The organism is Arthrobacter sp. SLBN-83, from assembly GCF_006715285.1.
Lineage (GTDB): Bacteria > Actinomycetota > Actinomycetes > Actinomycetales > Micrococcaceae > Arthrobacter.
The window spans coordinates 2,161,779-2,185,780 of record NZ_VFMX01000001.1 but is presented as its reverse complement, the minus strand read 5'-3'; the positions used below and the strand labels follow the sequence as shown (position 1 = coordinate 2,185,780).

Here is a 24,002-nt window from a genome sequence, read left to right as displayed (position 1 = left end):
GACACCGGGCGGTAACTGCGGCTGGAGACTTGAAATAGTAAGCAAGCTTTGCTTATCGTGAAAGGGCACGGTTGATCGACGGACGAAAGGAGGCCGGAACCATGGGCCTCGGAGACAAGATCAGTAACGCGGCAGAGAACCTTGGCGGCAAGGCCAAGGAAGCTGCAGGCAACGCGACCGACAACGACCGCCTCAAGGCAGAAGGCCAGGCCGACCAGGTCAAGGCAGACGCCAAGAAGGTGGGCGAAAGCGTCAAGGACGAGTTCAAGCGTCACTAGTCCTTGCTGGTGCAGCCGCAGTGAACGGCGTGCTGCAACAGCCTCAAACGGCGGCGGATCCATTGGATCTGCCGCCGCTTCGCTGTTCCCTGTTACCAGCCGCTGCGGGTCGGCGTGTGGCCCTGCCGCGAATCCTCCGGCATCGTCATCTCGGCCCTGAGGCCAAGCAACCGGATGGGCTGCCCCGGCTCGATCTTCGCGGCGAGGTCGAGGGCACGCGCCAATACTTTTGCCGCATCTGAGGTCTCGGGAATCTTCCGCGCATAGGTCCTGGTGGTGAACGGCGCGTACCGTACCTTCAGCGTCAGGCCGATCACGGGCCTTCCCTCGGCAGCAACATCCTCCAGCACGCGTGCGGCCAATTCCCTGACGGCATCGCGGATCCGTTCGGGGTCTGTCAGGTCGCGCTGGAAGGTGGTCTCGCGGCTGTGCCCGCGCGGCACCCAGGGTGTGTCGTCCACCACCCGGGAGCCGTCTCCCCGTCCCAGTTGCGCGTACCAGGGCCCCATTTTCGGACCGAACTCGGGGACCAGATCAGTGGGGTCCGCAGCTGCGAGTTCGGCAACAGTCTTGATCCCCAAGGTGGCGAGACGGCGCGAGATCTTGGTTCCCACGCCCCACAACTCCACGGTCGGCCGGCTCCCCATGACGTCGAGCCAGTTCTTTTCCGTGAGCCGAAAGACGCCTGCGGGCTTGCCGAATGAGGTGGCAACCTTGGCGCGGACCAGGGTGTCGCCGATGCCGACGCTGCAGTGCAGGCGGGTTTCCACCAGGACGGCCTCCTGCAGTTGGCGGGCAAAGGCTTCAGGATCGGGGGTCTCGACGCCGACGAATGCCTCGTCCCATCCGAGCACCTGGACGGTGGTTCCCGGCTGTGAGCGCAGCACAGCCATGACCTTCTCGGACGCTTCGAGGTAGGCCTCGTGGTCCACGGGCAGGATGACGGCATCCGGCACTTTCCGCGCGGCGATGCGCAGCGGCATTCCCGAACCGACCCCAAAGGCCCTGGCCTCATAGGATGCGGTGGACACGACGGCACGTTCCGTAGGGTCCCCACGGCCGCCGACAATCAGTGGCTTTCCCGCCAGTTCGGGCCGGCGGAGCACTTCAACGGCAGCGATGAACTGGTCCAGGTCCACATGCAGCACCCAAGGTTCGCTCACAAGCCCCAGTCTGCCCCGGCGGGGCTACAACGGGCTAGCCTTGGGCCATGACGAACGTAGACCTGAGCGCCCAGAGCACGGCCGCCGGTGGATCCTTCTCCCTGCATGGATACCTTGCTGTACCCGAAGGCCAGGGCCCCTTTCCCGGCGTCGTCATGATCCATGAAGCGTTCGGCCTGGATGACCAGACCCGCCGGCATGCGGACCGGCTGGCCCGGGCCGGCTACCTGACCCTGGCGCTGGACCTGTTCAGCGACGGCGGTCCGCGCCGCTGCCTGGTGGGAACCATGCGTGCCATGACAGCCAGGACGGGCAGGCCGTTCATCGATATCGCCACCGCCCGCACCTGGCTGGCGGAGTCGGAACTTAGCAACGGCAAAACGGGGGTGATCGGTTTCTGCATGGGCGGCGGGTTTGCCCTGCTTACCGCCCGGGACGGGTTCGACGCCGCTGCCGTCAATTACGGACGGCTGCCGGGCAAGGAGCAGCAGGACCTGGTGGACGCCCTGCGCGGCGCCTGCCCCATCGTCGCCAGCTATGGCCGCGCGGACAAGTCACTGAAGGGAGCGGCTGCCCGGCTCGAATCCGCCTTGGACCAGCTGGGCATTGAGCACAGTGTGAAGGAATTCCCCGGCGCCGGCCACTCCTTCCTCAACGATGAAGAGCTGGGGCCGGCACTCCTCCGCCCGCTGATGCGGGTCATGGGGGTGGGCCCGGACCCGCAGTCCTCCCCGGAGGCCTGGCAGCGGATTGAGGACTTCTTCGCGCGGCACCTGAAGGAGTAAGCGGCACCCGAAGGACTAAGCGCTCCACGGCTTCCGGATGAAACGACGACGGCGGGCCGCCCTCCCCAGGGGCAACCCGCCGTCGAACGTTGTTCAGGAAGTCAGCTGTAGAGCTCGCTCTTGGGAGCGTTGTTCTTGACCTTCTGCCAGCCCAGCCACAGGACCACCGCGAAGAACGGGATGGTGGCCAGGGTCCACAGGCCCAGGTAGAACACCTCGCCGTCCTTGCTGGTCATTGTGTCGAAGCCGATGAGCACGGTAATGGCGAGCAGGGCGATGAGCCCGGCCCAGCTGGTCCAGGGCGAGCCCGGCATGGGCAGGCTGGAGACGTTGCCCTTTTTCTTCCGCAGCGCGATCTGGCTGGCGAAGATGGAGCCCCAGGTGAAGATGACACCGATGGAGGCCGTGTTCAGGGCAAGGTCGAACGCATGCGAGCCGCCCAGCCAGATGTTCAGCAGGATGCCCACCAGGTAGACGGCGCCGATGGCCAGGATTGCGGCGTAGGGGACGTGCCGGGTGGACATGCGGGTGAGCCACTGCGGGGCGTGGCCGTTGTTGGCCATGGTCCGGAAGATGCGGCCAATGGAGTACAGGCCCGAGTTGCAGGAGGACAGGGCTGCGGTGATGACGATCATGTTCATGACATCACCCATCCAGCCCAGGCCCATCTGGCCAAAGACGGTGACGAACGGGGAGGTGCCGGCCTTGTATTGGTCTGAGGGCAGGAGCATGGCCAGCAGGGTTACGGATCCGACGTAGAACACCACGATGCGCACCACGACGGCGCGGATGGCCTTGGGCACTTCGCGTTCGGGGTTCTGCATCTCGCCGGCGGTGATGCCCACCAGTTCGATGGCGTTGTAGGCGAAGATCACGGCGTTCAGGACCAGGATCATCACCAGGGCGCCCTTGGGGAACATGCCGCCGTCGGCTGCGAAGAGGTTGTTGACGGATGCATGGCCGGCGCCCACCTTGGCGTTGGTGACCACCATGAAGGTGCCCACAGCCAGGAAGATGACGATCGCGGCGACCTTGAGGCAGGAAGCCCAGAATTCGAACTCGCCGAACGCCTTGACGCTGAAGAGGTTCACGGCCACCAGCAGCACCAGCGCGGCGATGGCGGACAGTTCCACAGGGACGTTGGGGAAGAAGAACTGGAAGTAGAGGCCGATCGCGATGAGCTCAGCGATGCCGGTCATGGCCCAGTTGATGAAGTACATCCAGCCGGAGAGGAAGGCGCCCTTCCTGCCGAACATTTCGCCGGCGTAGCTGACGAACGATCCGGAAGTCTGCCGGTACATGATGAGTTCGCCCAGGGCCCGCATCAGCAGGTAGGCGATGACGCCGGCGATGGCGTAGGAGAAGATCAGGGCGGGGCCGGTGGAGGCGAGGCGTCCGCCGGCTCCCATGAAGAGGCCCACGCCGATGGCGCCGCCCATGGCGATCATGGTGACGTGGCGGCGGCCCAGGGTCTTGCTGTAGCCCTCGGCGCTGAGGGTGGGGTCGACGGCGGAGGATGGCGCCGTGCTGTTTTTTAGGTCTGTGGGGGTACTTTGAGGCACAACTGTTCCTTGTGGGTTGGGGGTTGGCCGCATCCGGTCTTCGTATGATCGAGCTCACATAATTCGGTTAGTAGGCCTTATGGCCAGCGAATGTGAGGGCGAACCGTCGAACTGCCGAAGCTTCACGCGACCTGACCATCTTACAACCTGGCATGGGGTGGTACGTGACCCGCACTACACGCCGGGCCCGGCGATAGGCTGGGAGCATGGCAACAGCCCACCGCTTACCGCCCGCTCCGCAGCCCCAGCTGTACCGTTTCTCCCCCATGGATGTGGCCACGCTGTGCCTCTACGTTGCCATCGCAGCGTTCTTCGCCGCCGCCGGGGATTTGGTGGCCCCGTTCCTGCGCCAGATAGCACCGTCCCCTGCAGCGGCCTCCTACGCTGTGAACCTGATGTTCTATGCCTCGGTGGGAATACTGGCGCTCCTGGCTGCCCGCAAGGTGGTGGTCCGCGACCTCAAGGTCCTGGCGACCCGGCCGTGGTTCACGCTGCTGATGGTGCCGGCTTCCGTGATCGCCATGATGATCCTGACCGCAGTGGTGGTGGCGGCGAACGGACAGGTGGAAACCTCGCAGAACCAGGCCGGGCTGCAGGCGCTGATGCAGCAGGTCCCCGCCTGGCTCATGGTGCCGCTGCTGGTGGTGGTGGGGCCGTTCGTGGAGGAGTACATCTTCCGGCACCTGCTGATCGGCAAGCTGGGCAGGAGGGTGAACATCTGGATCTGCTGCATCCTGTCCGTCGTGTTGTTCGCGGCACTGCACATCGTGGGGCAGGAGGCGGTCACCCTCACCGCACTGCTCCCCTACCTGGCCATGGGCGCCACGCTGGTGTTCGTCTACATGTGGACCGGCAGGAACGTCATGTTCTCCTACTTCGTCCACGCCGCCAAGAACCTGCTGGCCGTGATCCTGGTCTACGCCATCCCGCCGGAAGTCTTCAACCAGATGCAAAACATCCAGGCCTAGATCAGGCGGAGTAGCCCCGGAACGTAAACAGGTAGCGGCCCGTGGTCCAGCCGCTGATGTAGACCTTGACGCCGTCGGCAGCGTTCGTGCCGCCCAGATAGCGGTAGCTCTCACCAGGGTTGTACGCCGCGGGGGCATCCGGGTCCGGGGGTAGCCCGGGCCCGAACTCGATGACGTCCCTGCCCATCCGATAGGAGCCTGTGCCGTCCACTAGTCGGAAGGCGCCGGGAACCGTTGCCGGTTCGACGCCGTCGAGCACTCCCCCGGGCCGGAACGTGAGTTCCAGCGCAAATGCGGTCCGGGTGCCGTCGAAGCAGGCGTCCAGGCAAGCCTGCCCGTCCTCAATTGTCACCGTCATACCGGTTTTGAGCCGGTGGACGTCCGCTGCACGGGCGCTGAACCCCATGGCGGCGCTGAATCGTCCTTCATGCTCCAGCGGGTATATTCCATCGGCCCGCAGCCGGTCCAGAGGCAATGGTTGATAGAAGCTGGCTTGCACCTCTTCGGACAGGACTACTGACCGGTCCCGCAGCGAAGTGGCCTGGCTGCGGAACGGCCCCAGGTCAAAGAAGCTCCGGGACAAGCGGACATCCGACAGGACCGACTCGCCGTGCCGGAAACTGAGGAACGTGGGGTTGGTGGCCAGCCCGGACCCAACCCCGGGCACCAGGGGGTCGCAACCGCCGAAGACCGTAGCTACGGAACCGCCCGCGCGAAAGCGGTATGCACCGCAGCTCTCCAGTACCGCGTCCGGGGGCGTCAGGGCCGGCGGCAGGGACAGGCCAGGGCCCGACGCCGGAGCGCCCGGAAGTCCCCCGGCCAGCCAAGGATCCAGCCTGGTGAGGGCCAGCAGCTTTGCGGGTTCGTGCAGCGGAAGCGTGGCCAGCCAGGCAGCTGCGGCGGCGAAATCAGCACGCCCATCCTGGAGGGCGAAGCGCCGGTACAGGTGAAGGAACGGGGTGGCTCCAAACGCCATCCACTGGTCCTGCCGCCTGGAAAACACTGATTCGACAGTGCCGTCCGGATTGAACCAGGGCAGGAACGCGGTGAGGTTCCGCCGGACATGGTCCAGGAGTTCCGGCCGGCCCGCGCTGTCCGCGATTGTCAGCAAAGAGGGATTAGTGACCGCGGTGGCATAGAGCGGGCTCCGCTCCGAGTACATCCCGTCCGGCAACTGGTCAATGCCCTCGGCCAGCCATTGGCCGATCCGGACCCTGATGTCCTGCCGTGGCTGGAACAGGTTGATCTGGGCCAAGGCAGCGCAGAGCTCCCAGCGGTGGTTGGGGGTATGGACCCCGCCTGCCACCATAGCTTCAACGGACCTGCCGATTATCGCGGCCAGGCGTCCATCCACCTCGCCCAGGAGCGGGCCCTCGCCCGGGAACCGGTCACCGTCCAGCGCGCGGACAAGACGCAGGGTCAGGCAAACGTCGTTCAGGGTGAAGGCTGAGTCAGGCGGCGAGCACAGGTTGGTGCCATCGAACAGTCCCGTTGGCCCCTGCAGCACTTCCAACCGATCCAGGCACAGGATCATCGCCTCCCCGATACCTTCCTTGCGGAAAAATCGGGAGCCGGGCTGGGTGAACACCGTGACCAGGTCCAGCAACCTGGCCATGGCGGGCCGGTGCGCCAAAGCGGGGACGTCGTCGTCGTGCGTTGCAAGGAACGCTGTTACGTGACGGTCCGCAGCTTCCCCCACCTGCGCCAGGAACGCTGTCTCTGCTGTGGTTGTCTGCATTTTGCTGCCTCAATCCTTCAGGCCGGCGCTGACGTCCGCGTTCAGCACGTATTTCTGGAAAACGAAGAACACCAGGACCAGCGGCAGGAGGGAGATGACGGATGCCCCCAGGAGGACGGGCCAGTCGATGTTTTCCGCCCCCACGATGCTTCGGAGTGCCACCTGGAGGGTGTACCACTTGGGGTCATTCAGCACGATCAGGGGCCAGATGTAGTCGTTCCAGCGCCACTGGAAGGAAAAGATGGCCAGGGTGAACAGGATCGGCCTGGAGAGCGGGAGCATGATCCGGAAGAAGATGGCCAACTCCCCTGCGCCGTCGATCCTGGCTGAGTGCAGCAGGTCGTCAGGGACAGTGAGGAAGAACTGCCGGAACATGAAGACGCCGGTGGCCGTCAGGACTGACGGCACGATGATGCCGGCCAGCGAGTTGTACAGGCCCAGGTCCCTGATCACCGAAAACGTCGGGTTCAGGATCACTTCAGTGGGCAGCATGGTAGTGGCAAGGATGCAGACGAAGAACAGCCGGGTCCCCTTGTTGTTGTACTTTGCCAGCGCGTAACCGGTACAGGCGCTGAAAAATACCGTCAACGCGGTGGTCACGATGGACACGGTCGCGGTGTTCAGAAAGTACCGGGCAAAGTCCACCCTTTCCCAGGCGTCCACAAAGCCCTGGAACGTCCACTCCCGGGGAATCATGGACAGCGGGTAGCTGAACAATTCACTGCCTGGCTTGAAGGAGCTCAGCAGGAACCAGAGCAAGGGCAGGGCGTAAAGTGCGGCGATGAGCCACGTCAGCACGGTCAGGGGAATGGAGGCTTTGGCGCGGAGCTCCCGGTTGCCCGGCTGGTTCCGTCCGTTCCGCGTCCGCCGCGGTGCACGGGTCCTTTCCCCGCCCGTGGCCGCTTCCTCCGCAACAGCGGGAGGCATGTTGGCAGCTGTTGCCATGGGTCAGCCCTTCTTCCGGTTGAACCGCAGCTGGATGAGCGCGATGGCCAGCAGGACCACCATCAGCACCATCGATGCCGCACTTGCGTAGCCCACCTTGGACTGCTCAAAGCCGGTCTTGTAGATGTACTGCACGATCAGGGTGTTTTGGGTGCCGGGTCCACCGCCGGTCAGGGCCTGGATCATGGCGAATTCCTTCATGGCATGGATAGTCGATAACAGGATGACCATGAATGACGTCGGCGCGATGCCCGGCAGGGTGACATGCCGGAACCGTTGCCACGCATTGGCGCCGTCCAGCTCCGCTGCCTCCAGCAGGGATTCCGGAATGTTCTTCAGCGCGGCGATGAACAGGAGCATGTTGAAGGCGGTCCCGCCCCAGGCCGATGCGAAGATGACCACTGCCAGCGCCAGGTTACCGTCGCTGGACCAGGGCAGCGGGTTCCCGCCCGCCGTGGAGATGACGAAGTTGATGAATCCGAAGTCCTGGCCGAACAACCATTTCCAGATCACGCCCACCACGATGGGCGAGATCAGCCAGGGCAGGAAGATGACCATTTTTGCTGCGGTGCGGCCGCGGACTGCTTTGCTGACCAGCAGCGCGGCGACTCCCAGGGAACATACGTAGACCAGCGGAACGGACAGGACCGTGTAGGTGAAGGTCCGGCCCAGTGCGGCGTAGAAGCCGGCGTCGGCGAATAGCTTCTGGAAGTTGGCCAGGCCGATGAAGTGCAGCTTGCCGATTCCGCGGTAGTCCGTGAAGGAGTACAGCAGGCCCAGCGCGCCCGGCCAGACGAAGAAGACCAGGAAGAGGACCACGTTGACGCCGATCAGGACCAGCGGCGCGATGATGTAGCGGTTCCGGCGCTTTTGCGCTGTCTTGCTGCGGACCGGCTGCGGCGCCGGCGCCTCCGGCGCCGCGGCTGTACTGATGGTTGGCTGTGCCACGGGATCAGGCGCCGTTGTAGAGCTTCACGATGTTGTCCACCGTGGTCTTGGCATCCTGGCCGCCGGAGAGCATCTTGACGGTCTCCTCGCGCAGCGGGTCTCCCGAGAACGGGGTTTCGGCGTATGCTTCGGCCACCACGCGCTTGATGGCGTTGTCCCCCTTGGCGTCGTTCTGGGCAATCTGCTTCTGGTAGAGCTCGAAGGAGGGTTGCTGGAATTGGTACTCCACCTTGAGGTCCTTCGCCGGAAGGTAGCCTCCCAGCTGTGCGAACTCGATGTAGTTGGCGTCCTCATAGAACCAGTCGATGAACTTCTTCGCTTCTTCGTCGGCGCCCGTGTCCTTGAATGCAATCATGAAGCCGCCGCCGAGGTTCGTCGCATTCACTTCCTTCTTCGGCAGCGGTACGGACAGCCATTGGAAGTCCTTGATGTTCTTGTTGAAGTCCGCCACCTGCCAGCTGCCGGAGTAGTATGCGGCCACCTGGCCACTCTTGAACATGGCGTTGCCGTCCTCGCCGCTGAGCCAGACGGACTTGGGCATGGTCTGGTCGTCATTGATCTTCTTGAAGTACTCGAGCGTTTCAACCGCCTTGCTGTCGCCGGCGTACTTGCCGTTCTCCTTGGCGAAGGCGGTGCTGCCGAATTCGTACATCATGGCGCGCAGGCGGTGGCCGGAGCGGTCCATGACCACACCGTACTTGGCGCCGGCCTTTTCGCGGACCTGGTTTACGGCGGCGATGAATTCATCCCACGTCCAGGTGTTTTCGATGGCGGTGGGGTATTTCACCCCGGCCTTGTCGAAGAGGCTCTTGTTGACGAACAGGCCCACTGCCGTCAGGTCCGAGGGAATGGCGGGGGTGATGCCGTCCGGCGACTCCTGGAGGTACTTCTCGTCAATGCCGTGCTTCTTCGCGATATCCGAAAGGTCCTGGAGCTGATGGGCCCACAGCGGATCAAGTCCGGTAACGCGGGCCAGCGCAGGAAGATCATTCGCGGTGGCGGCGTTCTTCAGCTTGGTGGTGATGTCCGCCGTGGGAACGTCCACCACCTCGATGGTGATGCCCGTGGCTTCCTTGTACTTCTTCGCCGCGGCAGCGAAGGCGCCGCCCTGGTTCGTGTCCCCGGACAGGATAAGCTGCAGGGTCTTGGCGCCTCCGTCAGAGGAGCTCCCTCCTCCCCCGCCGCAGGCACTAAGGCCAGCGGCCAGGGCCGAGAGCCCCAGGGCAGTCAGGCCGAACTGGCGACGGGTGATGCTTGAGATTCTTGTCTTCTCTGACAATGCTCTGTCCTGTCTCTCGGGATGAGGAGGGAAAACCCTTTCCAGACACGACTGTGACGTATGTCATGACATAAAGTCAAGAATACTTTTGAACGTCGGAGATACTTTCGTAGGCGCCCCGCCGAACCTTCCGCAACGCCACACCCGCCTCTACCGTGGACGCATGGGACTTAATATCCAGATAGTTGTCGATTCCGCCAAGCCCCATGAGCTCGCGGACTGGTGGGCAGAAACGCTTCAATGGACCGTGGAGCCGCAGGACGCCGCGTTCATCCGCTCGATGATCGAGCAGGGCTACGCCTCCGAAGACCAGACCATGACCCACCGCGGGAACCTGGTGTGGAAGGACGGCGCCGCCATCAGGCCGCCGGAGGAGATCGAGTCCAAGGCCCCGGAACGGCGCATCCTGTTCCAGGCCGCACCGGAGGGAAAGACGGTCAAGAACCGGGTGCACTGGGACGTCAGGCTGGACGGACGGGACAAGGACGAGGTGCGGCGCGAGCTCGAGGCGCGGGGCGCGACGTTCCTCTGGTCGGCCCGGCAGGGCCCGCATTCCTGGCACACCATGGCGGACCCCGAGGGCAACGAGTTCTGCATCAGCTAAGACCGATTACTAGACTTGGACGGTGAGCAACCAGATCCCCGCCCCGGTGTCCGATGTCTTCGATCCCACGCGCTGGCGGGTGGTCTCCGGTTTTGAGGACTTCCAGGACATGACCTACCACCGGCAGGTGGAGCGGGATTCCGACGGCGGCTGGGTGCGTGACCTGCCAACCGTCCGGATTGCCTTCAACCGGCCCGAGGTCCGCAATGCGTTCCGGCCGGGCACCGTGGATGAGCTGTACCGGGCCATGGACCACGCCCGGATGACGCCCGACGTCGCCACCGTCCTGCTCACCGGAAACGGCCCCTCCCCCAAGGACGGCGGCCATTCCTTCTGCTCCGGCGGGGACCAGCGGATCCGCGGCCGCGACGGCTACCGGTACGCCGACGGCGAGACGCAGGAAACCATCGACCCTGCCCGCGCCGGCCGGCTGCACATCCTGGAAGTCCAGCGCCTGATGCGCACCATGCCCAAGGTGGTCATCGCCGTCGTCAACGGCTGGGCCGCCGGCGGCGGCCACTCCCTGCACGTAGTCGCGGACCTCACCATCGCGTCCCGGCAGCACGGCAAGTTCAAGCAGACGGACGCCACCGTTGGCAGCTTCGACGCCGGCTACGGCTCCGCGCTGCTGGCCCGGCAGGTGGGGCAAAAGACCGCCCGCGAGATTTTCTTCCTGGCCCGCGAATATTCCGCAGAAGACATGGTTCGCATGGGCGCCGTCAATGAGGCGGTGGACCATGGGCGGCTGGAAGAGGTGGCCCTGGAGTACGCCGCGGACATCGCCCGGCAGTCCCCGCAGGCCATCCGCATGCTTAAGTTCGCCTTCAACCTGGCGGACGACGGCCTCGCCGGCCAGCAGGTGTTCGCCGGCGAAGCCACCCGACTGGCCTACATGACGGACGAGGCTGTGGAGGGCAAGGAGGCCTTCCTGCAAAAACGCGACCCGGACTGGTCACGCTTCCCGCACTACTTCTAAGGCAGGACGGCAATGAACAGCGAAGCATCCTTTACCCCGGCCCAGGGCGGCCCGCTCAACATCGAGCCCGCCCTGAAGGCCCTCGCGGCCGCCCTCCACGGCGAGGGCCCCGCCGTCGAACTTTCCGTGGGCCCGGACGGCGAACTCGTCGTGGGCCACGTCGAAACCCCCGGCTGCGATGACGCCGTAGCCGTGGTCCGCACCTCGGGCTCCACCGGCACCCCCAAGGCCACCCTGCTGACCGTGGAGTCCCTGGCCGCCTCTTCCATGGCCACGGCGCTGCGGCTCAAGGGCGAAGGCCAGTGGCTGCTGGCACTGCCGGTGCAGTTCGTGGCCGGCATCCAGGTGCTGGTCCGCTCCCTGTTCGCGGGCACCCGGCCCTGGGTAATGGATCTGTCCGGCGGCTTCACGCCGGAGGCTTTCACCGCCGCGGCACTGGAACTGACGGACGAGATCCGCTTCACCTCCCTGGTTCCCACCCAGCTCCAGCGCCTCCTGGACGATCCGTCGCCGGACACGCTGGCCGTGCTCCGCCGCTTCAACGCCGTCCTGCTGGGCGGCGCCCCTGCGTCTCCGGCACTGCTGGCGGCCGCCCGCGACGCCGGTGTCCGGGTGGTCACCACGTACGGTTCCGCGGAAACCTCCGGCGGCTGCATCTACGACGGCTATCCGCTGGAAGGCGTCTCGGTGCGGGTGGACACCGACGGCAGGATCCTGCTGGGCGGGGACACCGTGGCCGCCGGCTACATCGAGGCACCGGACGAGGAAACCGGAACCTTCTTCGAGGAGGACGGGGTGCGCTGGTACCGTACCAGCGACCTGGGCTCCATTGACGACGACGGCCGGCTCACCGTGCTGGGCCGCGCCGACGATGTGATCATCACCGGCGGCGTGAAGGTTTCCGCCGGCCACGTGCAGGAACAGTTGGAGAAATCCGACGCCGTCGCCGCGGCTTTTGTTGCAGGCGTCCCGTCCGCGGAGTGGGGGCAGGCCGTGGCCGCCTACGTGGCCCTTGCCGCGGCGGGCACGGACGGCAACGAAGGGACCGCGGGAGAAGGTGCCGGCGGGCAGGAACCTGGGGATCCCGCCGTCGTACTTCAAGAGCAATGGCAGCGGCAGCTGGGGGTCCTGGCGCCCAAGACAGTCCTCACGGCGCCCGCGCTGCGGATGCTGCCCAACGGCAAGCCCGACCGGCTCGCCATGACCGCCGAACTCAGCGCCCTGCACCGGGGAAAGTAGAGTTGGACCTGCACCACCGCGGCGGGTGCGCCTGTTCCATCCTGCCGTCTTACCGAAACAACACGAGGTACTAACCGTGGCCACAGCCGCCCAATGGATCCAAGGCGCCCGACTCCGGACGCTGCCGGCAGCGATCGCGCCGGTGCTGATCGGCACTGCCGCCGCCTACGAGATGGACTCGTTCCTGCTGCCCAACGCCATCCTCGCGGCGCTGGTGGCGCTCCTGCTCCAGGTGGGCGTGAACTTCGCGAACGACTACTCGGACGGCATCCGCGGCACCGACGACGACAGGGTGGGACCGCTGCGGCTGGTGGGGTCCGGCGCTGCCAAGCCCGAGCACGTCAAATGGGCGGCGTTCGGCACCTTCGCCCTGGCCATGGTGTTCGGCCTGGTGCTGGTGTTCCTCACCCAGGCCTGGTGGCTGATCCTGGTGGGGCTGGGCTGCGTCATGGCCGCATGGGGCTACACCGGCGGTAAGAACCCCTACGGCTACATGGGCCTGGGCGATCTTTTCGTGTTCGTCTTCTTCGGCCTGGTGGCCACCCTGGGGACCACCTACACCCAGGCGGGGCACATCAACCTGTCAGCGGTCATCGGCGCCATCGGCACCGGGCTGATCGCCACCGCACTGCTCATGGCCAACAACGTCCGGGACATTCCCACGGACATGCAGGCCGGCAAGAAAACGCTGGCGGTGCGGTTGGGGGACAAGCATGCGCGGGAAAGCTACGTCCTGATGCTCGCCGTCGCCATCCTGCTGGTAGTGATCCTGGCGCCGGCCCGGCCGTGGATCCTGATCGTGCTGCTGCTCATCCCCGCCTGCCTGATGCCTGCCTGGCTGATGATCAACGGCCGCAAGCGCAAGAGCCTCATCCCGGTCCTGAAGCAGACCGGCCTGATCAACCTCGGCTACAGCGTGCTGTTCTCACTGGGACTGATCCTCAGCCACGGGTTCTAGCTGTTCTTGGTGCCCTTGGCGTTGTTGATGGTGATGTCCGGGTTGGCGTCCAGCAGGGCGTCCTCGGCGTTGGCGTCCTGGACTTCACCGGCCGAGCGCAACGGCTTGGCCTTCCCTGAGAAACGGTGCTGCAGGGCCGCCGCGGCAGCATCGCGCTGCTTCTGGAAAAACAGGTAGCTGATGGCAAAGGCAATGAGCGCGGCGCAGATCACGGCCATCAGCGCCCCTACCTGCAGGAGCATAAACAGGGCAAACAGGGGGACAAAGATCGCCAAACGGATAAGGGAATATTTCAAAAAGGCCACTATTCAAGTTTAGCCGCCTCCGCCCGGCGGCCCCCGCCCGTCCTGACGATAGACTTAACGGCATGCTGTTCCGTGTGGCTTTGGCCGTCGCAGTCCTCGTCATCTTCGTGTATGGCCTGGTGGACGTGATCCGCACTGAAGGCCGCCTTACCCGGGGCATTTCGAAACCGGCCTGGATCATCGTGCAGATCGTCCTGCCGGTCCTGGGCGCAATCCTCTGGCTGCTGATTGGGCGCCCGCGCGGCACAGCGCAGCCGCGGCCCAGCTACCCCCACCCCACGGCCCCGGACGATGACCCGGACTTCCTCCGCAACCTCGAGGCCCGCCGCCGCAACCAGGCCGAAGCCGAGCGGCTGAAGAAACTCCGCGACGAACTGGAGGCCAAGGCCAAGGAGGACGGCGGAAAAGGCCAGCGCGGTACCGATGAGCACGACGCCGACGGGCTGAAATAGGGTCCATGGCGTTCCAGCCCGGCGGAGAAGAGCGGCACCGGTCCGCTCCCCCACCGAGGCCGGGCCTGTCCTACTCCACCCCGCCGCCCATCCCAGTCGTCCCCCCGCTCCCCCGTGTGGTCCGGACTGCCCGCTCGCTCTGGCTCTTCAGTTTCGCCGCGGGACTGGCCGTCCTGCTGGGATCCTTCGTGGCCCGCGACTCCAACCTTCAGCGGCTGCGCGGCCTGGTGGCTGGCATGGCAGCAGGCCGCGACGCCGCGTCCGTTAGCACGACGGCGGAAATCGTCTTCTGGGGAAGCATCAGCGCGCTGCTCGTGGTAACACTGCTTGAGGCGGTGGCGCTTGCCGCCGTGCTGGGCCGCCGAAACTGGGCCCGCTGGGCCTTGCTTCCCCTGCTGGCCAGCCACGTCCTCATTCTTGTACTGGCATCGGCCTTCCTGGTCCCCGCCGGTGCCGCCGGCAGCTACGTGGTGATGCTGTGGGGCGCCGGGCTGCTCCTGGCGCTGGCCGGGCTGGCGCTGCTCTTCCTGCCATCCGCCGGGGTCTGGCTGAAGCCGGAACGCGGGAGAAACTGACGCTACGCCGACTGCGGCTGCCGGTCCTTGCCCGCACATTCTGCCAGCACTCCCTCGCAGCTTCGGATCACCACCCGGCATACCTCGCCCGCGGACCGTGGTGTCAGCGGACTTTCAGCGACTGCACGCCATCGGGCCAGGCAGCGCCTGGCCTCAGCAGCCAGCATCTCGGGTCCGGCATCGGGTGCCAGGGCCAGCCGGCGGTATGCTGTTGCGCCCAACCCGCCCACCAGCCGTTCGGCTTCCGCAGCCAGCTCCGGGGCCAGCTCCGCCCCGGATGTCCGCAGCGCCCCCAGCAGCCGGAGCTCGCGGAACTCATGCGCGTTGGCCTGCAGCCGCTCCAGGGACGCCGCCAGGTTTTCCGTCCCCTGCCGCGGCCGGCTGGCCAGGAGGTTTTCCACCGCCACCAGGGCGGTCCTGGCCTTGAGCGCTTCCGCCCTGGCCTGGAACTGCCGGTCCATGACGTCCAGCAGGGGGTCCAGGCCGCTCCGCCGGGCCAGCTCGTGGGCCAGCGGCGTGGGTTCGGCAAACCCGTTGCGGATCAGGACCACGGCCAGGCGGATGCCGAAAAGCCCATAGCGTTCCAGCAGGGATTCCCTTGCCTCTTCCGTCAGGCCCGCGGGCGCGGTGGACCGGCGGAACCTGTCGGCGGACAGCATCATCCGTTCACGCTCGGTTCGGTCCAGGGTGGCCAGCAGCTGGAGTGCTTCGAAGTCCGGCTGCCGCAGGGTACGGGCGCTTTGGGCCAGGAGCCCCGCCACCGGGACAACGCCGAGGGCAAGCTTCCGCAGGTTGGGGTCGTGGCTGTACCTTTCCGCGATGTTGCCGGCGGACAGAAGGGAGTCGATGCGGCCGGCCCCCACTTCATCGGCCCGGGACAGCACTGCGATGGCGTTGACCGTGCCCGAGCGGCCAGCCGTTGTGTCGCCGAACGCTTCCAGGAACCTGAGGTCGGACGCGTGCAGATGGCGCATGAGGTAAATGACCGCGTCAGCTTCCGACGGCGAATCCTCCGGGGTCAGGAACGCCAGCGACCGCGCGGACACGTCCTGGGAGACGGAAGCGATGCCGGGGGTGTCGATCAAGGTCATGCGCTGCAGTGCCGGCGCCGGCCATTCGACATCGAGCCGTTCCACTTCTTCCGCCCGTACGCCGTCAAGGACGAAGACCAGGCGCCCCTCCACGCGCTTCAGCGGCAGGGCCCGGGGTTCCCCAGCCGTAGGGTGGAGCGTGATGCGGGGTGTGTGGCCGTGGCGGTACCAGGTGACGATCCGGGTGCACTCGCCGGTGTCCGTGGGTGCGATCTCCTCACCGATGATGGCGTTCAGGAGCGTTGATTTGCCGGCCTTCACCATGCCGGCAATGGCAATCCGCAGTGGCTCCGCAAGCCGCCGGGCATAGCCCTGCAGTTCCTGGGTGGCGTGAAGGTCATCGGCGTATACCTCCAGCGCTTCCCGGATCAGCGCCGCGGCCCCAGCCGTGGTGGACGCCGTCATCCCACCCCCGCCGGGGTATGGGTCCTGGCCGCGGTTGCCTCCGCGGCCACGGCTTCTGCGGCACGGTGCAGCGCATCCACCTTCTTCAGCTCAGCCCTGATGTCCCGGATGCGCCCTTCCTTCTCCTGCGCGTACGAGTTCGCAGCCTTCTGCGCCGCGGCCACCGAGTCCGCCAGCGACCTGTGGTATTCATCCGCGATCTCGGTGAAGTGGTCGCGGATGGTCCGCTGGACCAGGCGCAGCCTGTCCTTCAACTGCTTGCCCACCTGGAACGTCACATCGTCCAACTGCCGCCGCACCAGCGCCTTCGCCTCGCCCTGGCGCCGCTTCAGCCGGGTCTCCTTGTCCTCCCGGTAAGCCTTGCGCCCCAGCAGCAGGCCAGCGCCCACCGACAGCGGATTGATGAGGGCCATCCCGAAGATCCCCGTCAGGAGGCCGAACATCAGGACGCCCCCGTAGGACCCGCGCATGCCGATCAGGACTTTTTGGATCGGGTTCACCCGGCCGGGATCCAGTTCCGGCATCTGCTCCACCGGATCCAGTGCATCCCCGGAATCGGAGACATGCAGGACCGGCAGCGATACCTCGTCCGCTGCGAAATGCTCAGCCACCTGGGCCGCCAGCCATTGCGACCGCTCGCTGGTCCAGACGAATGTGTCCGAAACCGCCGCGGCAACACACTCTTCGAGCCACTGCGAGAACTGCGTCCACACGGGGCCGGGATCACCCTGGTCGATGGCGTTCTCGGCTTCCCGTTGGATCCCGCGAAGACGGTCCCGCAGGTCGTACTCCATATCGGCGATGAGGTCGTTGATGCCGTCACTGAGCGTGAGCTGCCAGCGGGCGGACCGCTTCCGCAGGTGGTCCGCCTCCGTCCTGGCCTGCTCCAGCTCTGCTAGCCTCTGGGGCGTGCCGCCCGGGTTTTCCAAGGCATCCAGCTCGGACTGCAGGGACAGCCTCAGGTTCTCGGTGACGGACAGCAGGTCCTGGCTGACGGAGCGGCGCTGGATACGCTCCGCCTTGCCCACCACGTCGTTGCGGAGGTGGGCCACCAGTGCCGGGAAGCCCGACTCGTCGTTGAGCTCACTGTCCTGGAGCCGGGCAGCTTCCAGGCGGAGGTCTGCGGACAGTGGAAGCAGCGGAATGTCCGGCGCCACCTGCTCCAGGTGCGCCCTGTCCAGCTCCGCCACCCGCCGCCAATCCGGATACAAGTCGGTCTTGGAGAGGACGGCGGCAACGTTGGGGGTGATTCGCATGGCCTGGCGCAGAAACCGCAGTTCCGGTTCCGTGTATTCCTGCGACGCGTCCGAGACCAGCAGCATGGCGTCCGCGGTGGGCAGGGCCGTGAGGGTGGTCAGGGTGTGCGTGGAGCCCATGCCGCCCACGCCCGGGGAATCGATGATGCTGAGCCCGCCTGTGAGGAGCCGACGGGGCAGGCAGACCTCCGCGGCGGCTATCTTCCTGCTGTTTCCCGGGTTTCCCTGCTCGGAAACAACGGCCGGCAGGTCGGCAAGCTCCACGGGCCGCCGCTCGATGCCGCCGGCAGCATTCCCGGCGGGGTTTTCCACCGGGGCGTTGTCCGGGGCGGGGTTGTCCGGGGCGGGGACAAGGACTGCGGCCGACGCCGGCTCCCCGTAACGGACCACTGTGGGGACCGACGTGGCGATGTCGTCATCCACCGGACATACGGGCGCGTTCACCAGGGCATTGATGAGTTTGCTCTTTCCCTGTTTGAACTCCCCCACCACGATGACCCTGATACTGGGGTCCTGCAGCCGGGCCATGGCCTGCTCAAGCCTCCGGCGCAGGTCCGCGCGGTCCCCGCTGCCCACCAGCTGCAGGCCCTGCTCCACGAGCTTCCCCAACTGACCGGCAGTGACCGGCCCCGGCGGCCTTGCCGGTGCTGTTTCTGCCACAGCGTGTCCCCCTGTCGATCCCGAAAATTGCCAATGCCGGTAATACCGGAAGAGCCCGGCAGGAGGTGGATGCCTCCTGCCGGGCGGTTTGCCTCCCGCGAACAGCGTGTTGTTGGAATAGCGTGTTACAGCGCGGTGGAGTCGTCAACCACCCCATGGTCGATGGCGGCGGTGTGGTTGTCCAGGTCCACATCGGGATGGGTCGGATTGTCCTCCGCGAAATCGAGCTGGCTGTCGGCAACCACCAGGTTGTCCTCCACGATGTTCGTGGCCGAATTGTCCTGGAACGAGTCGTCCACGTGGACGTCCACCGCGGTTGTGGTGGAGTTGTCCGGGTTGAAGGAATCCTCCACCTCCACGGAGTTGTGGGTGGAGTTGTCCGAGTTGTCGTTGAACGAGTCGTGGACGTCCACGGCCGTGTCCGTGCTGACGGAGTGGTCCGAGTGGTCGGAGTAGTCCGCGTTGTTCGAGTTGTCATTGAAGGAATCGTCCACATCCAGGCCGACGTCCGTGTTGAAGGAGTCGTCGGCGTTGAAGGAACCGGAGATCGCGGTCAGTTCATTGCCCATGCCGATGTCGCCGCCCGCATGGATGGAGTTGTTCGTGGAGTTATCGGTCGAATGGTCCGCGTTGTAGGAATCCCGAATGTTGTTGGAGTCCCTGACACTGGCGTCGTCACCGCCGGCCACTGCGTGGTCCCCGGCGGCCACCACTGCGTCATGGTCGAACCACTGCTCCACGTCTCCGTGCGCCCAGATATTTTGGTTGACGGACTGGTCCGTCATGGTGTCCCGGTGATCGAGCATGGTGGTGTTGCTGGTGTAGGAGAAGTGGTTCACCACGTTGTGGAGCTGCTGGACCGCGTGGGCGTGGTCGTCATGGTCGTAGTCCGCCCCGCCTTGCCCTGGACTGTGCACCCCACCGTGGATGGCCGCGGCACTCCCGGCGTACGCCGCCGTCGTGCCTCCCGGCCCGGACGCTGTGAACCCAGACCCCCCAGGCCCGGACCAGGCACTGTTTCCGCCGGTGTTGTGCAGGCGGTCGAAGGATGAGGCGTTGACGGTGATGGGAGCGTAGTCGAGGACAACTGGCATTGCGGCGTCCACGTCAGCCGAGCACACGTTGCCCAGGCCGTGTTCCGCCAATGCCCGCTCGGGGTCGTCCAGGAACTCCTGGACCGCCTCCCGGTTGCCAAAAAGCTGCATCAGGAACTGAACAAGGTCGTTTGCGAGTGTTGGCATATGCGTGGTCCTCACATCTTCTTTGAGTTGCGGATCATCCGGCGAACGTGTCCGGTTGTCTCAAACCTAGGTTCGCTGCCGGGGAAGGGCATCGGGCGGTTTCCCCCTAGCAGCGGCCGCCGTTCCGGGGCAACGGACCCGGCGCGCCTAGGGGTGTTAGGGGTTCATTCCTGCTGCGGATTCAGCTGCTGGGAACTGTCCACGCCGAGTGCCAGGCGCAGGCGGGCCAGCAGGTCTGAACGGTTTTCCGCGCCGAGCCGGCGCCTGATCCTGGCGATGTGGTGCTCGGCAGTCCTGGGCGAAATGTAGATGGCCTCGCCGATTTCCCGGTAGGTCTTGCCCTCCAGCACCAGCCTGGCAACTTCCTTTTCGCGCTCGCTCAAGCCGGATGCGTCCGGCTGGGCCCCTTTGCCCCCGCCGTCGGCACCGCTGCCCGGCTGCACGTCGGCGGCCCCGGATGCGCCCGGGCTGCCCTGCGGGTGCAGGTCCCGGGCGCAGGAGAGCAGGCGCATCATGTCCCGCCGTTCCTCGGCCCGCGCGGCAGCATGTCCGGCCAGCCTGGCACCCTCCCACGGCATTCCCACAGCGCCCAGCAGCCGCGCCGCGCCCTCCACTTCAGGAGTACGGAACCGGCCGGCCAGCACCGACACCCAGGCTTTGCCCGCCGTCGCCAGGACGGCGGCCAGCTGGCTGTGGGCAGAGGCCCTTGCCAGGGCGGTGGCATGGGGGGCAAGATCGGCGGGGCTCTCATTGAGCAGCGCCGCCTGGACGGCAGCCCAGTGCAGGGGAACGGCCCACAGTGCAGGTCCGCCCAGGCGCCCCAGCAGTTTCCATGCGTCTTCCAGGTACTGCGCTACGCGGCGCGTCTCGCGCAGTCGGGCAGCGGCAATCAGCAGCTCCCCCCACGGCAGGAGGTTGTAGAGGTCCACGGACGTGTGCAGCATTGCCTCCCGAGCCCGCTCCCAGGCCCTGAGGAGCTCCGGCACGTCGCCGTTACGGCGGGCAAGTCCCACCTCCAGCGCGGCGGACATGAACTCGTCGCGCGGGACCAGCGGCCAGTGGTTGGCTTTGGCGGCTTCCGCGGCGGCAAATCGGGCGTCCTCGAGTTTGTCCTGCATCATGGCTGCCCAGGCCTGGAGCAGCAAAAGCCTGGGCTGCGCGGCGTTGCCGCCTTGACCGGCCGCCACCGCGGCCCGGCAGACTGTTTCCGCAAGGTGCGGCTCGCCGCTGTGCAAGGCCAGGAGTGCTGCCAGGGCGGCAGGTGTCTCCGGCAGCGGAAGGGCCATGCCCGCCGAGTTCAACATGTCCGAAGCATGGATCAGGATGGAAATGCCCTGCTGCGGCTTCTCGCCCAGTGACGCAAGGACTCCCTGGCCGGTCTGCACCAGGGCAGCCGCAAGGAGTGTTGGGGACGACGCCGGGGCGTCGGGCTGGAAAAAGGCTTCGGCACCTGCCCGGTCTCCCGCACCGATCATGGCGACGGCGGCAAGGGGCGCCGAAGCGCCTACTCGGCCCGGTCCCAACCAGCTGTAGACGTCGGCCGCACGGGCCAGCATTCCCCGCTGCGCCCACACGGAGGCAGCCACGTCCGCGCCCCGGCGCACGTCCGGCGGTTCCGCGCTGACCAGTAGGGCGTCGATGATGCGGGCGGCAGTGTCCAGTTCCCCGTCTCCGGCTGCGGCCTGGGCGCGCCGGGCCGCGGTGGCCAGCGGGTCGGCACCGGCAAGGAGCGCTTCCTCATAGAGCTGGAAGGCGAGCCTGGGGTCGTTTTCCAGCGCAGCGTCGGCCGCTTGCTCAAGTTCCGCTGCAACCCTGGAATCGGCAAGTCCGCCCCTGGCGAGTTCGCGCGCAAGGTTGCCAAGCGGTTGCCCGGTGGACGCGAAGACAGTCACGAGCTCCCGCTGGAGCGCGTGCACCTTGGCGGTTGGCGTGGCGGTCAGCAGGGCGTGCTGGGCGGTTCCCACCACTGTGCCGTCCGGCCTCAGCAGGCCCGCGGCCTCTGCCCGGTCCACCAGGGAATCCAGGTCCTCGACCGTGCCGTTGATGAATTTGCGCTGGAGGTCGGCCGGGAGTGGTCCGGGCAGGGCGAATCCCACCGAGAGTGCCAGCAGCAGCTCACGTACGGCTCCGTTGGCACCTTTCAACTGCTTGGCCATCAGCTCGGCCGCGTGGGGCGGCTGCCCCTGGTGGTCCGGGGAAGTGTGCAGTGGTACGGGGCGTTCGGCCCGCTGCAGGTGCGCGTCCATCTCAGGCCGCCGGGGTTGTGGTCGTGGCCGTTGCGACGGCAGTGTCAGTGGCGGCAGTGGTGGACTCCTCAGGCGTGGGTGGAGGCGCAACGGCCGGCGTGGGCGTCAATTCAGTTGCCGTGGGTGTGACGAGCGGATCACCCGTGGGGCCGGAGGCGGCCATTGTTGTAGGCGTCATGGTTGGAGACGGGCTCCCGCTGGTGGGTCCAACGGTGCCCGTGTCCGTGGGAGCCGGTCCGGAATTAGGGGTGGGACTGATCGTTACCCCGGGCGATGAGGTGCCGGGCGATGAGGTGCCGGATGGTGACGGGGCAGGGGATGTGGTTGGGGACGTTGTGGTCCCGGGCGCAGTGGTGGCGGTCGGCACGGGGCTGGTTGGTGCAGGACTCGTCGGGAGGGGCTGGGGAGTGTCGGTGGGGCTTGAAACAGCCCCGGTCAGGGAATCCGGAATGATCCCGGTGCCGGAACCGGACGGCGGATTCCCGGGAGCGCCCGCGGCAGGTCCGCCGGCCGTCGCACCGCCGGCCGCGGTCAACTCTCCGCCTGTGGCCTGCTTGCCGGTGGGCGGGGCGGAGGCTGCGGGTGCGGACTCCCCGGTGAGCGGCTTCCTGGCGCTGGCTTCGATGCCCGCAAGCGGCTGGGGAACGGCTGCCGCTGCTGCTGCCCCTGGACCAGGCGCTTCCGTCGCCCCTGCCCCGGTGGAACCGCCTGTGGTGCTGGCCCCGGCCTGCGGCACGAACATCGCTGTCAGGTTCCCGAAGCCGTCCGGACTTTGGGCGGCAGTGGCGGTGAGGACCGTAAGGACAGCGGCGGCCGCGGCCACAGCCGTGACCCGGACTGTGGGTTTCGGGGCGTGCGCGCCCCCTTTCCCGTGCAGCGCACTGCGGGAGGGCCCGGCGATGGCTCCTCCCGCCGTCGAATATTTGCGCGACCAGCTGGGCCGGCCCGAACTGTCCGGTCCGGGCGGCGCGTCGGAGGACGCGACGGCGGCACCCGCCTCACCAGCTGCCGCTGCGGCTGATGAGGCTCCGGTTGATGCTGCTCCGGTTAATGCGGATCCGCTTGGTGCCGAATCAGCTTCGGCCGCGCCAGCTTCCGCCAGCGCCGCAGCCTCTGCTGCAGCGGTGTGGGACAGGAGTGCCGCCACTGCTGCCCCCAGGCAGATGGAGGACTTGGGGTCGGCGTCCACCGCGATGGGCCGGCCCAACTGTTCGGATACCAGCTGTGCCACCAGGGGGATGCGCGACGAACCCCCAATCAGCAGCACCGTGGACAGGTCTTCCGGCTCAAGGTGGAGCTGGGCCAGGGAGTGTTCCAGTGCCTCTACCGTTTCCCGCACCGGCTCTTCGATCAGCGCTTCGAACTCGGAACGCACCAGGCGGACCTGCTGCTGGACGCCGGGCAGGAGCACGGGAATGTTTGCCTCGCTGTCAGCGGAGAGGGCTTCCTTGGCCTCCACGCATTCGCGCCGGAGCCGGGTCAGTGCGCCGAGGACTGCGGGATCGGCGGGGTCGAGGTGGTCCAGCGCGTTCCCGCTGTGGCCGGCGACGTAGCGGAAGACGGCAGCGTCAAAATCGGCGCCGCCCAGGTCTTCGATGCCCTCGGGTCGTCCCACGAGCTCAAAGCGGCTGCTGCCGGACTTCCGCAGGACAGCGGTATCGAAGGTGCCGCCGCCGAGGTCGTAGACGGCGATGGTGCTGCCTTCCTCCACCCGTACCTGAGATGCGTAGTGCAGGGCGGCGGCCTCCGGTTCGGGAAGGAGGGTGACGTTTTCCAAGCCGCGGGCAGCTAGGGCATCCCGGACCACGGACAGGCGGTGGCTGCCCCAGGCGGCGGGGTGGGTCAGGAAGAAGGCCGACGCCGGGCCCCCCTCGCGCTCGGCAGCGCGGTCGGCCACCCACCGGGCCATCGTGGCGAAGACTTCCTCAGGCTGCAGCGCCAGGGTGCCCAGGATGATGGGGACGTCGTCGCCAATCCGGCGTTTAAACTCACGGACCACCCGCTCCGGCGTATCCAGCCCGCGGCGTTCGGCGGCCTCGCCCACCAGGACGGCGCCTTCCTCCGGGTAGTACACCACGGAGGGCACGGATGCTCCGCGGGCGCCCAGGGGCAGACACTCGGGCACAGGGGAAGCACCCTGGTGAAAGCGAACAACGGCGGCTGCCGTGAAACTCGTCCCGACGTCTACGGCGAGGGCGTAGCTCATGGTTACCTCGGAAGGCTGGTGGTCCACATGCAAGCTTCATCACAGTGAACAGTCACCAAATTAGCATTCTGCGGGACCCGGGAACACCCCTGTTGCTACATCGAATGGCGATATGGCGCTCA

21 protein-coding genes are annotated in these 24,002 nt (G+C 66.5%); 9 read left to right on the top strand and 12 right to left on the bottom strand.

From position 1 onward, the window contains the following. Positions 1–101 precede the first annotated feature (101 nt). Positions 102–278 carry a CsbD family protein gene (locus FBY30_RS10025; protein ID WP_142132746.1) on the top strand — a complete coding sequence of 59 codons (177 nt, stop codon included), beginning with the start codon at positions 102–104 and terminating at the stop codon, positions 276–278. 92 nt (positions 279–370) lie between these two features. Here the strand turns inward: FBY30_RS10025 and FBY30_RS10020 are convergent, their stop codons facing one another. After that, complete coding sequence (locus tag FBY30_RS10020; protein ID WP_442858279.1) at positions 371–1,441, bottom strand: DNA polymerase IV; 1,071 nt, start codon at positions 1,439–1,441, stop codon at positions 371–373. 47 nt (positions 1,442–1,488) lie between these two features. Here FBY30_RS10020 and FBY30_RS10015 point away from each other — a divergent pair, with 47 nt between their 5' ends. After that, positions 1,489–2,226: a dienelactone hydrolase family protein gene (locus FBY30_RS10015; RefSeq protein WP_142132745.1), complete on the top strand. Its 738-nt coding sequence runs from the start codon at positions 1,489–1,491 to the stop codon at positions 2,224–2,226. 101 nt (positions 2,227–2,327) lie between these two features. On the opposite strand, the gene FBY30_RS10010 is transcribed toward FBY30_RS10015, so the two are convergent. Continuing rightward, the gene (locus tag FBY30_RS10010) at positions 2,328–3,788 is read right to left on the bottom strand and encodes an amino acid permease (RefSeq protein WP_142132744.1); all 1,461 of its coding nucleotides are present in this window, start codon (positions 3,786–3,788) and stop codon (positions 2,328–2,330) included. 206 nt (positions 3,789–3,994) lie between these two features. On the opposite strand from FBY30_RS10010, the gene FBY30_RS10005 reads away from it, so the two are divergent. Then, on the top strand, positions 3,995–4,756 hold the full coding sequence (locus tag FBY30_RS10005) for a CPBP family intramembrane glutamic endopeptidase (protein ID WP_142132743.1): 762 nt from the start codon (positions 3,995–3,997) through the stop codon (positions 4,754–4,756). Position 4,757: 1 nt separating this feature from the next. Here FBY30_RS10005 and FBY30_RS10000 read toward each other — a convergent pair whose 3' ends face one another. Genes FBY30_RS10000 through FBY30_RS09985 form a run of 4 tightly spaced genes read right to left on the bottom strand, consistent with a single transcriptional unit; the run spans position 4,758 to position 9,666 of the window. Next, positions 4,758–6,494 (bottom strand): hypothetical protein, encoded by a 1,737-nt coding sequence (locus tag FBY30_RS10000; RefSeq protein WP_142132742.1) that lies wholly within the window; start codon positions 6,492–6,494, stop codon positions 4,758–4,760. Positions 6,495–6,503: 9 nt separating this feature from the next. Beyond that, on the bottom strand, positions 6,504–7,439 hold the full coding sequence (locus FBY30_RS09995) for a carbohydrate ABC transporter permease (protein WP_142132741.1): 936 nt from the start codon (positions 7,437–7,439) through the stop codon (positions 6,504–6,506). A gap of 3 nt (positions 7,440–7,442) precedes the next feature. Further along, positions 7,443–8,387: a carbohydrate ABC transporter permease gene (locus FBY30_RS09990; protein WP_200830666.1), complete on the bottom strand. Its 945-nt coding sequence runs from the start codon at positions 8,385–8,387 to the stop codon at positions 7,443–7,445. A 4-nt stretch (positions 8,388–8,391) separates the two neighbouring features. Then, the gene (locus tag FBY30_RS09985) at positions 8,392–9,666 is read right to left on the bottom strand and encodes an extracellular solute-binding protein (RefSeq protein WP_142132740.1); all 1,275 of its coding nucleotides are present in this window, start codon (positions 9,664–9,666) and stop codon (positions 8,392–8,394) included. A 163-nt stretch (positions 9,667–9,829) separates the two neighbouring features. Here FBY30_RS09985 and FBY30_RS09980 point away from each other — a divergent pair, with 163 nt between their 5' ends. The 4 genes from FBY30_RS09980 to FBY30_RS09965 all read left to right on the top strand — a co-directional run bounded on the left by FBY30_RS09980 (position 9,830) and on the right by FBY30_RS09965 (position 13,443). Beyond that, on the top strand, positions 9,830–10,270 hold the full coding sequence (locus tag FBY30_RS09980; RefSeq protein WP_142132739.1) for a VOC family protein: 441 nt from the start codon (positions 9,830–9,832) through the stop codon (positions 10,268–10,270). Positions 10,271–10,292: 22 nt separating this feature from the next. Next, complete coding sequence (locus tag FBY30_RS09975) at positions 10,293–11,246, top strand: 1,4-dihydroxy-2-naphthoyl-CoA synthase (protein WP_142132738.1); 954 nt, start codon at positions 10,293–10,295, stop codon at positions 11,244–11,246. A gap of 12 nt (positions 11,247–11,258) precedes the next feature. Further along, entirely contained in the window at positions 11,259–12,485 is a 1,227-nt protein-coding gene (locus tag FBY30_RS09970) for an AMP-binding protein (RefSeq protein WP_142132737.1), read from the top strand. Positions 12,486–12,561: 76 nt separating this feature from the next. After that, a complete protein-coding gene (locus FBY30_RS09965) occupies positions 12,562–13,443 on the top strand; it encodes a 1,4-dihydroxy-2-naphthoate polyprenyltransferase (RefSeq protein WP_142132736.1) in 882 nt (293 codons plus the stop codon). Here the strand turns inward: FBY30_RS09965 and FBY30_RS09960 are convergent. Next, complete coding sequence (locus tag FBY30_RS09960; protein WP_142132735.1) at positions 13,440–13,748, bottom strand: DUF4229 domain-containing protein; 309 nt, start codon at positions 13,746–13,748, stop codon at positions 13,440–13,442. The genes FBY30_RS09965 and FBY30_RS09960 overlap by 4 nt on opposite strands. Positions 13,749–13,810: 62 nt before the next feature. Here FBY30_RS09960 and FBY30_RS09955 point away from each other — a divergent pair, with 62 nt between their 5' ends. Continuing rightward, complete coding sequence (locus FBY30_RS09955) at positions 13,811–14,200, top strand: PLD nuclease N-terminal domain-containing protein (protein WP_142132734.1); 390 nt, start codon at positions 13,811–13,813, stop codon at positions 14,198–14,200. Between the two features lie 5 nt (positions 14,201–14,205). Beyond that, complete coding sequence (locus FBY30_RS09950) at positions 14,206–14,775, top strand: hypothetical protein (protein ID WP_235009393.1); 570 nt, start codon at positions 14,206–14,208, stop codon at positions 14,773–14,775. Positions 14,776–14,777: 2 nt separating this feature from the next. Here FBY30_RS09950 and FBY30_RS09945 read toward each other — a convergent pair whose 3' ends face one another. The 5 genes from FBY30_RS09945 to FBY30_RS09925 form a co-directional block, all read right to left on the bottom strand. After that, the gene (locus FBY30_RS09945) at positions 14,778–16,271 is read right to left on the bottom strand and encodes a dynamin family protein (protein WP_142132733.1); all 1,494 of its coding nucleotides are present in this window, start codon (positions 16,269–16,271) and stop codon (positions 14,778–14,780) included. Then, on the bottom strand, positions 16,268–18,187 hold the full coding sequence (locus FBY30_RS09940) for a dynamin family protein (protein ID WP_142132732.1): 1,920 nt from the start codon (positions 18,185–18,187) through the stop codon (positions 16,268–16,270). Before FBY30_RS09940 ends, FBY30_RS09945 begins: the two co-directional genes overlap by 4 nt. Positions 18,188–18,312: 125 nt before the next feature. Beyond that, complete coding sequence (locus FBY30_RS09935; RefSeq protein ID WP_142132731.1) at positions 18,313–19,428, bottom strand: IniB N-terminal domain-containing protein; 1,116 nt, start codon at positions 19,426–19,428, stop codon at positions 18,313–18,315. 164 nt (positions 19,429–19,592) lie between these two features. Further along, positions 19,593–21,674: a LuxR C-terminal-related transcriptional regulator gene (locus tag FBY30_RS09930; RefSeq protein ID WP_142132730.1), complete on the bottom strand. Its 2,082-nt coding sequence runs from the start codon at positions 21,672–21,674 to the stop codon at positions 19,593–19,595. A gap of 1 nt (position 21,675) precedes the next feature. Further along, on the bottom strand, positions 21,676–23,880 hold the full coding sequence (locus FBY30_RS09925; protein ID WP_142135095.1) for an Hsp70 family protein: 2,205 nt from the start codon (positions 23,878–23,880) through the stop codon (positions 21,676–21,678). Positions 23,881–24,002 lie beyond the last annotated feature (122 nt).